The organism is Paenibacillus solanacearum (genome assembly GCF_910593845.1).
GTDB lineage: Bacteria > Bacillota > Bacilli > Paenibacillales > NBRC-103111 > Paenibacillus_G > Paenibacillus_G solanacearum.
The window spans coordinates 1-391 of sequence record NZ_CAJVAS010000135.1 but is presented as its reverse complement, the minus strand read 5'-3'; the positions used below and the strand labels follow the sequence as shown (position 1 = coordinate 391).

The window sequence follows — 391 nt, the reverse complement described above, 5'->3', positions numbered from 1 at the left end:
AACCAGAGGGCTTGCCCTCTGGGGTTGTGGGACGTCAATGTGGGAAAAGTTTGTTAGGCGAAGCGGTCTGGAAAGGCCGGCCAAAGAGGGTAACAGCCCCGTAACCAAAAACAAACGTATCCCTAGACGGATCCCGAGTACCGCGAGACACGTGAAACCTCGTGGGAATCCGGCAGGACCATCTGCCAAGGCTAAATACTCCCTGGCGACCGATAGTGAAGCAGTACCGTGAGGGAAAGGTGAAAAGAACCGCGGGAGCGGAGTGAAAAAGAACCTGAAACCGTGTGCTTACAAGAAGTCAGAGCCCGTTAAATGGGTGATGGCGTGCCTTTTGTAGAATGAACCGGCGAGTTACGTTTGCAGGCAAGGTTAAGGTGAGAAGCCGGAGCCG

1 rRNA gene is annotated in these 391 nt (G+C 54.2%); it reads left to right on the top strand.

Annotated elements, in window-relative coordinates:
* A 23S ribosomal RNA gene (locus KXG62_RS33945) occupies positions 1-391 on the top strand; the annotation flags it as partial.